At 76.1% G+C, this 7,823-nt stretch carries 8 protein-coding genes; 7 read left to right on the forward strand and 1 reads right to left on the reverse strand.

What is annotated here, in order from left to right; translation table 11 throughout:
* Window positions 1-33 precede the first annotated feature (33 nt).
* A complete protein-coding gene (locus L7D48_RS22740; RefSeq protein ID WP_237881933.1) occupies window positions 34-1,143 on the reverse strand; it encodes a DUF5937 family protein in 1,110 nt (369 codons plus the stop codon).
* A gap of 98 nt (window positions 1,144-1,241) precedes the next feature.
* Here L7D48_RS22740 and L7D48_RS22745 point away from each other — a divergent pair, with 98 nt between their 5' ends.
* The 7 genes from L7D48_RS22745 to L7D48_RS22775 form a co-directional block, all read left to right on the forward strand.
* Window positions 1,242-1,454: a hypothetical protein gene (locus L7D48_RS22745; RefSeq protein WP_237881935.1), complete on the forward strand. Its 213-nt coding sequence runs from the start codon at window positions 1,242-1,244 to the stop codon at window positions 1,452-1,454.
* 149 nt (window positions 1,455-1,603) lie between these two features.
* Complete coding sequence (locus L7D48_RS22750) at window positions 1,604-2,515, forward strand: Rossmann-like and DUF2520 domain-containing protein (RefSeq protein WP_237881938.1); 912 nt, start codon at window positions 1,604-1,606, stop codon at window positions 2,513-2,515.
* 32 nt (window positions 2,516-2,547) lie between these two features.
* Complete coding sequence (gene panC / locus L7D48_RS22755) at window positions 2,548-3,459, forward strand: pantoate--beta-alanine ligase (RefSeq protein WP_237881940.1); 912 nt, start codon at window positions 2,548-2,550, stop codon at window positions 3,457-3,459.
* Window positions 3,460-3,464: 5 nt separating this feature from the next.
* Window positions 3,465-5,192, forward strand: coding sequence for an L-aspartate oxidase (locus tag L7D48_RS22760; RefSeq protein ID WP_237881942.1), 1,728 nt, complete (start codon window positions 3,465-3,467; stop codon window positions 5,190-5,192).
* 178 nt (window positions 5,193-5,370) lie between these two features.
* A complete protein-coding gene (gene nadC / locus L7D48_RS22765; protein WP_237881944.1) occupies window positions 5,371-6,435 on the forward strand; it encodes a carboxylating nicotinate-nucleotide diphosphorylase in 1,065 nt (354 codons plus the stop codon).
* Window positions 6,435-7,232 (forward strand): type III pantothenate kinase, encoded by a 798-nt coding sequence (locus tag L7D48_RS22770; protein ID WP_237881946.1) that lies wholly within the window; start codon window positions 6,435-6,437, stop codon window positions 7,230-7,232. The genes nadC and L7D48_RS22770 overlap by 1 nt, the downstream gene beginning before the upstream one ends.
* Before the next feature lie 110 nt (window positions 7,233-7,342).
* Window positions 7,343-7,823: hypothetical protein (locus L7D48_RS22775; protein WP_237881948.1), on the forward strand; the 481-nt coding region annotated here is incomplete at its 3' end.

Below are 7,823 nucleotides of genomic sequence, written 5' to 3' on the forward strand. Positions count from 1 at the left end.
GTCCCCGCCGTCCCCGCCGTCCCGGCGGAGGTCTCAGCGCAGCACCGCCTCCAGGAAGTCGCTGCCCAGCCGCGCCACGACGGTGACGTCCAGGCGGTGCTGCACGTACCGCCCGTGCCGGCGCGTCGTCAGCAGGCCCGCGTTCCGCAGCACCTTCAGGTGCCGGGAGACCTCCGGAGCGGTGATCCCCAGCCCGCTCGCCAGCTCGCCCGTGGTGTACGGGGCGCGGGCCAGGCTGCGGCACAGCCGGACCCGCACCGGGTGGGCCAGGGCCTCCAGCCGGCGCTCCATCACCTCCACCGAGTCCGGGCCCGCGCGCAGCTCGCGCGAGGCGACCGGGTACTCGATCACCGGCCGCCAGCCGGGGGCGTGCAGCACCACCAGATGCGGCCAGCCGAAGGCGGTGGGCACCAGGGTCACCCCCGGCCCGACCGCCGGATCCACCGCCGTCGTCCGGCTCTGCGCCAGCTTGTCGACGACCAGGCGCCGCCCGCCGCCGTCCTCCTCCACGGCGATCGCGGGGGACGCGGCGGCCAGCGCCTCGACCAGTCCCTTGTGCCGCAGCAGGTCCGTCTTGTGCCGGGCGTCGGCGGCGAGCTGCCCGCGCACCCGCTGCCAGGTGTCGGCGAAGAACGCCCGGTCGCAGTCCTCCAGCAGCCGCCGTATCCAGGCCCGCACGGCGGGCGGGTCCGCCAGCAGGTGCCGTACGAAGTCGAGCTGCCCCGGCCCGCGCGCGGCGGCCCGCTCCAGGGCCCGCCGCCGGGCCTCCTCGTCGACCAGCGGGGACGGTCCGCCCTCGCTGTAGTCGGCGGAGCAGTTGATCTCCAGCGCGGCCCGGACGTACCGCTCGTCGTCCATCGCGTCGACGTGGTCCAGCTCCTCGGCGAGCGTGGCGCCGGGCCGGGGACGGCTGGGCAGCAGGATGTCGGAGCGGGTGGAGCGCCACAGGATGTCCGCCTCGGAGAGCCGCCCGGCGAGGTCCGGCTCCAGCCCGGCGAGCGTCGTGGTCGTCCAGCCGTGCAGCCCGGGGTGGTGCGAGGGCTCGGAGAGGGCGTGCAGGGCGGCGCTGAGCTCCGCCAGCGGGGAGGGGGAGAAGACGAAGTGCTCGTCGGGCAGGCCGGTGATGTCGATGACCACGCTCATGCGGCCATCCTGCCCGTTGGTGGCCGCCCCGGGCCGTCGATTGACGGCCGGGGTCAATCCGCGTGCCCGGCCGCCGCGGACGGGCGCAGCGTGAGGGCATGAGCCTCCAAGCCGAGTACGCACTCGCCCAGTACCGCGCCGCCGCGCAGGGGCAGGAGCCGCCGCCCCTGCCCGGCCTGACCGACCCGCGCGCCGCCCGGGAGTTCCGGGACGCGATCCTGGACGCCCGGACCGGCCGCCGCCCCGCCGTACCGCTCCTTACGCGCCTGCGCCGCGCGCTGCCGCCCCGGCGCAGGCGCGAGCCCTGCTGAACCGGCCGTCGGCCGACGGGGCGCAGAACCCGGGCACCGCCCCCGTCCCGCCCCGCGGGCGGGCGGGACGGGGGACCGGCGAGTCCGCGTAGCATGGCGGTAATCGTCCGGTACCGGGTCTGCGGACTGGAACGGAAGGCCGAAACCACGTGAACCAACCCCCCTCCGGCGCCGCCGGGGACCGTCCCGCGCGCCTGACCGTCGGCGTCGTCGGCGCGGGCCGCGTCGGCCCCGCCCTGGCCGCGGCCCTCGCCCTGGCCGGGCACCGCCCGGTGGCCGCCTCCGGCGTCTCCGACGCCTCCCGCCGCCGGGCGGAGGCCCTGCTGCCTGGGGTGCCGCTGGTGGAGCCCGCCGAGGTCCTGGCCCGCGCCGACCTCGTCCTGCTCACCGTCCCCGACGACGCACTGCCCGGCCTGGCCGCGGGCCTGGCCGAGACCGGCGCCGTACGCCCCGGCCAGCTCCTGGCGCACGCCTCGGGCCGCTACGGCACCGCCGTCCTCGACCCCGCCACCCGGGCCGGGGCCCTGCCGCTGGCGCTGCACCCGGTGATGACGTTCACCGGCACACCCGTGGACGTGCAGCGGCTGGCGGGCTGCTCCTTCGGCGTCACCGCGCCCGAGGAGCTGCGGCTGGCCGCCGAGGCGCTGGTCATCGAGATGGGCGGGGAGCCCGAGTGGATCGCCGAGGAGGCCCGCCCGCTCTACCACGCGGCCCTGGCCCTCGGCGCCAACCACCTGGTCACCCTGGTCGCCCAGGCCATGGAGCTGCTGCGCACCGCCGGGGTCGGCGCACCCGACCGGATGCTCGGCCCGCTGCTCGGCGCGGCCCTGGACAACGCCCTGCGCTCCGGCGACGCCGCGCTGACCGGCCCGGTCGCCCGGGGCGACGCCGGCACGGTCGCCGCCCACATCACCGAGCTGCGCCGCCACGCCCCGCAGACGGTGGCGGGCTACCTCGCGATGGCCCGCACCACCGCCGACCGGGCCCTGGCCGGCGGACTGCTCAGGCCGGAACTGGCCGAGGACCTGCTGGAGGTCCTCTCCGACGGGGACACCCGGTGACCGGACCGACCGCCGACCACAGGAGCCCAGCCGTGCCCGCGCCCGCACCCACACCCGTGCCCGTCCTGCACACCGCCGCCGAGCTGCGCGCCCTGCCGCGCCGGGGGCGGCGGGCGGTGGTGATGACGATGGGCGCCCTGCACGAGGGCCACGCGGCCCTGGTCCGCGCCGCCCGCGAGAAGGCCGGGCCCGAGGGGCAGGTGGTGGTCACCGTCTTCGTCAACCCGCTGCAGTTCGGCGCGGGCGAGGACCTGGACCGCTACCCGCGCACCCTGGACGCGGACGTCGTGGTGGCCGCGGGCGCGGGCGCCGACGCCGTCTTCGCGCCGCCGGTGGAGGAGGTCTACCCCGGCGGGGAGCCGGAGGTGAGGATCGGCGCGGGCCCGATGGGCGAGCGCCTGGAGGGCGCCAGCCGCCCCGGCCACTTCGACGGGATGCTCACCGTCGTCGCCAAACTGCTCCACCTCACCACCCCCGACCTGGCGCTCTACGGGGAGAAGGACGCCCAGCAGCTCGCCCTGATCACCCGGATGGTCCGCGACCTGAACTTCCCCGTGGAGATCGAGGGCGTGCCCACCGTGCGCGAACCCGACGGGCTGGCCCTCTCCAGCCGCAACCGCTACCTGTCGGACGCCGAGCGCACCACCGCCCTGGCCCTCTCGCGCGCCCTGTTCGCCGGACGCGACGCGGTGGCCGCGGGCGGGGCGGGTCCGCGCGAGGTGCGCCAGGCCGCCGAGGCCGTACTGGCGCAGGCCGGGCGGGCCCGGCCGCCGCTGGAGCTGGACTACCTGGCGCTGGTGGACCCGGCGCACTTCACGGAGGTTCCGGCGGAGCCCGGCGCGTACGAGGGCGAGGCCGTGCTCGCGGTGGCGGCGCGGGTGGGCACCACACGACTGATCGACAACGTCCGGCTGCGCCTCGGACGCCCCGGAGGGGTTCGGTGAACGGGATGACAGGCCTGAGGCTGGACGCGCCGCGCTCCGGCTGGGCCATCGCGGCGGACGTGGTGGTGGTCGGCTCCGGAGTGGCCGGCCTGACCGCCGCACTGCGCTGCGCGGCCTCCGGCCGGAAGACGGTGATCGTCACCAAGGCCCGGCTGGACGCCGGCTCCACGCGCTGGGCGCAGGGCGGGATCGCCGCCGCGCTCGGCGAGGGCGACACCCCGGGCCAGCACCTGGACGACACCCTGGTCGCCGGCGCGGGCCTGTGCGACGAGGGGGCGGTGCGCACCCTGGTCACCGAGGGGCCGGACGCGGTACGGCGGCTGATCGGCGCCGGGGCGCGGTTCGACACCTCCGCCGAGACCGGCGAGATCGCCCTGACCCGTGAGGGCGGCCACCACCGCCGCCGCATCGCCCACGCGGGCGGCGACGCTACCGGCGCGGAGATATCCCGCGCCCTGGTGGCGGCCGTACGCGACGCCGGGATAGAGACGGTGGAGAACGCCCTCGTCCTGGACCTGCTCAAGGACGCCGGCGGGCACGCCGCGGGCGTCTCCCTCCATGTGATGGACGAGGGGCGGCACGACGGGGTGGGCGCCGTCCACGCCCCGGCCGTGGTGCTGGCCACCGGCGGAATGGGCCAGGTGTTCTCCGCCACCACCAACCCGGCGGTCTCCACCGGCGACGGCGTCGCGCTGGCGCTGCGGGCCGGCGCGGAGGTCTCCGACCTGGAGTTCGTCCAGTTCCACCCGACCGTGCTCTACCTGGGCCCGGACAGCGAGGGCCAGCAGCCGCTGGTGTCGGAGGCCGTGCGCGGCGAGGGCGCGTACCTCGTCGACGCGGACGGCGAGCGCTTCATGGCCGGGCAGCACGAGCTGGCCGAGCTGGCCCCGCGCGACATCGTCGCCAAGGGCATCATGCGGCGGATGCGCGAGCGGGGCGCCGACTGCATGTACCTGGACGCCCGGCACTTCGGCGCACGAATGTGGAGCGAGCGGTTCCCCACCATCCTCGCCGCCTGCCGCGCCCACGGCATCGACCCGGTCACCGAGCCGGTCCCGGTCGCGCCCGCCGCGCACTACGCCTCCGGCGGAGTGCGCACCGACCTGGCGGGCCGCACCACCGTGCCCGGCCTGTACGCCTGCGGCGAGGTCGCCTGCACGGGTGTGCACGGTGCCAACCGGCTGGCCTCCAACTCCCTGCTGGAGGGCCTGGTCTTCGCCGAGCGGATCGCCGCCGACATCGCCCGCACCCCCGCGCGCGTCCCGGTGCCCGCCGAACCCGGCGACCCGGCGGGCACGCGGACCGTTCCGCTGCCGCCGGCCGAGGCGCGGTACGCGATCCAGCGCACCATGACCGCCGGGGCCGGGGTGCTGCGCTCGGCGGACAGCCTGGCGCGGGCCGCGCGGGAGCTGGCGGCGCTGTCCCCGGACGGGACCGGGGACAGGGCGGGCAACAGCGCCGGCGGCAGGGCCGGCAAGCCGGCCGAGCCCGGGGTCGAGACCTGGGAGGCGGCCAACCTCCACCTCGTCGCCGGTGTCCTGGTCGCCGCCGCCCTGCGCCGTACCGAGACCCGCGGCTGCCACTGGCGCGAGGACCATCCCGAACGGGACGACGAGACCTGGCGCCGGCACCTGGTCGTCGCCCTGCGCCCCACGGCAGAGGGCTCCGAGCTCGTCGTCCGTACGACCGACTCGACGGCGTTTCCCCCGGTCATGGACGGGGGGACGCCGTGAGCGCCGCACGCGCGGCCACCGGGCCGCGGAAGACAGGCAGAGCCGCGCCGCTGTGCCGCGTGGGCGGAGAAGCTCACAAGGAGACCGTGAGCGTCGCGCGCGCGGCCACCGACCTGTTGTTGACGACGATGCCTGCGCCGTTGTGCCGCGTGGGCGGAGAAGCTCACAAGGAGATGCAGTGACCAGCCCCACGCCCGACGAACTTCCGCTGCTCCAGATCGGTTTCGGCCGTCCCGGCGAGGCGGTGAACGGCACCGGCGGGGGCTGCGGCGACGCCTGCGGCTGCGGCGGTGCGGACGACGGACCCGACCTGGACCCGCTGGAGTGCGGCCTGGACCCGGACCTGGCCGCGCTGCTCGCGGACGCCGGCCTGGACCCGGTGCAGGTCGAGGACATCGCGCACATGGCGATCGAGGAGGACCTCGACCAGGGCGTGGACGTCACCACCGTCGCGACCATCCCCGAGGACGCCGTCGCCACCGCCGACTTCACCGCCCGGGAGGCGGGCACCGTCGCCGGGCTGCGGATCGCCGAGGCGGTGCTGTCGGTGGTCTGCACCGAGGAGTTCGAGGTCGAGCGGCACGTCGAGGACGGCGACCGCGTCGAGGCGGGACAGCGGCTGCTGTCGGTGCGCGCCCGCACCCGCGACCTGCTCACCGGTGAGCGCAGCGCGCTCAACATCCTGTGCCGGCTGTCCGGTGTCGCCACCGCGACCCGCGCCTGGGCCGACGTGCTCCAGGGCACCGGCGCGGCCGTCCGCGACACCCGCAAGACCACTCCGGGGCTGCGCGCCCTGGAGAAGTACGCGGTGCGCTGCGGCGGCGGGGTCAACCACCGGATGTCGCTGTCGGACGCCGCGCTGATCAAGGACAACCATGTGATCGCCGCGGGCGGGGTGGCCGAGGCGTTCAAGCGGGTGCGCGAGGAGTTCCCCGGCGTGCCGATCGAGGTGGAGGTGGACCGGCTGGACCAGATCGAGCCCGTCCTCGCCGAGGGCGCCGACCTGATCCTGCTGGACAACTTCACCCCCGAGCAGACGGCCGAGGCGGTCGCGCTGGTCGCCGGCCGGGCGAAGCTGGAGTCCTCCGGCCGCCTCACCCTGGCGAACGCCCGCGCGTACGCGGACACCGGCGTGGACTACCTGGCGGTCGGAGCGCTCACCCACTCCTCCCCGATCCTCGACATCGGCCTTGACCTGCGTGACGAGGCCCGCGGCGGCGCGGGCGGACAGGAGCGCGACTGATGCTGCTCACGATCGACGTCGGCAACACCCACACCGTCCTCGGCCTCTTCGACGGTGACGAGATCGTCGAGCACTGGCGGATCTCCACCGAGGCCCGCCGCACCGCCGACGAGTGGGCCGTCCTCCTCCAGGGGCTGATGGGCATGCACCCGCTGCTCGGCGAGGACCTGGGCGACGGCATCGACGGAATCGCCATCTGCTCCACCGTCCCCTCCGTCCTGCACGAGCTGCGCGAGGTGACGCGCCGCCACTACGGCGACATCCCCTCCGTCCTCGTGGAGCCGGGTGTGAAGACCGGGATGCCGGTCGTCACGGACAACCCCAAGGAGGTCGGCGCGGACCGGATCATCAACGCGGTGGCCGCGGTGGAGCTGTACGGCGGACCGTGCGTCGTCGTGGACTTCGGCACCGCCACCACCTTCGACGCGGTCTCCGCCCGGGGCGAGTACACCGGCGGCGCCATCGCCCCGGGCATCGAGATCTCGGTGGAGGCGCTCGGCGTACGCGGTGCGCAGCTGCGCAAGATCGAGCTGGCCAGGCCGCGCAGCGTCATCGGCAAGAACACCGTCGAGGCGATGCAGTCCGGCATCCTCTACGGCTTCGCCGGGCAGGTGGACGGCGTGGTGGAGCGGATGGCACGCGAACTGGCCGACGACCCGGACGACGTGACCGTCATCGCCACCGGAGGCCTGGCCCCGATGGTGCTGGGCGAGGCCGCGGGGATCGACGAGCACGAGCCGTGGCTGACGCTGATCGGGCTGCGCCTGGTCTACGAGCGGAACATGACACGGGGCTGAGCACAGGACCGTCCCCGGGCGCGGTACCGGGCACGAGGGCCGGGCGCGGGCGGGGACACAACAGAGCGGCGATATGTCCGTTCCGTGGGCTTCTGTCGTAGTGTCGCCGTATGCCCACGCCCTATGGTTCCCGAGGCGCCATGGTCCTCGGTCCGGACGAGCTGCGCGTCCTGCGCAGCGCGCTCGCCCTCGTCCTCCGCCCCGTCCGCGTCCAGCCGTCCGGGCGTGCCGGCGGACGGTGTCCGGAGGGGGCGGCGGAGGAGCGTGCCGAGGCGGTGCGCGCGTGCCTGCGGCTGGCCGACGCGCTGGACGAGGCGAGCCGTGAGGCGGACCGGCTGAGGGCCTTCCTGGCGGCGGACCTCGACCGCTACCGTGCCGCGCTGCCGGGCTCGGCCCCGGGGTACCTCGCACGGCTGGAGGAGGCCGTGGCGCTGGGCTGCAAGCCGGGCGCGGAGGACCTGAGGGCGCTGCGCGGACTGTGCGGCCACGGGGCCGGCGAGGCGGAGGCGAGGCGCAGTGCCGCGCTGCTGCGGCGCTGCGGCCGGCCTGCGGCCGTACCGCGCCCGGCCCCCACCCCGGCCGATGTCCTCC

This window comes from Streptomyces sp. ICN903, assembly GCF_022015835.1.
Classification (GTDB): Bacteria; Actinomycetota; Actinomycetes; order Streptomycetales; family Streptomycetaceae; genus Streptomyces; species Streptomyces fenghuangensis.

Coding starts and splice junctions, on each gene's coding strand:
- L7D48_RS22740 (WP_237881933.1), bottom strand. CDS start 1,143: ATGAGCGTGGTCATCGACATCACCGGCCTGCCCGACGAGCACTTCGTC.
- L7D48_RS22745 (WP_237881935.1), top strand. CDS start 1,242: ATGAGCCTCCAAGCCGAGTACGCACTCGCCCAGTACCGCGCCGCCGCG.
- L7D48_RS22760 (WP_237881942.1), top strand. CDS start 3,465: ATGACAGGCCTGAGGCTGGACGCGCCGCGCTCCGGCTGGGCCATCGCG.
- L7D48_RS22770 (WP_237881946.1), top strand. CDS start 6,435: ATGCTGCTCACGATCGACGTCGGCAACACCCACACCGTCCTCGGCCTC.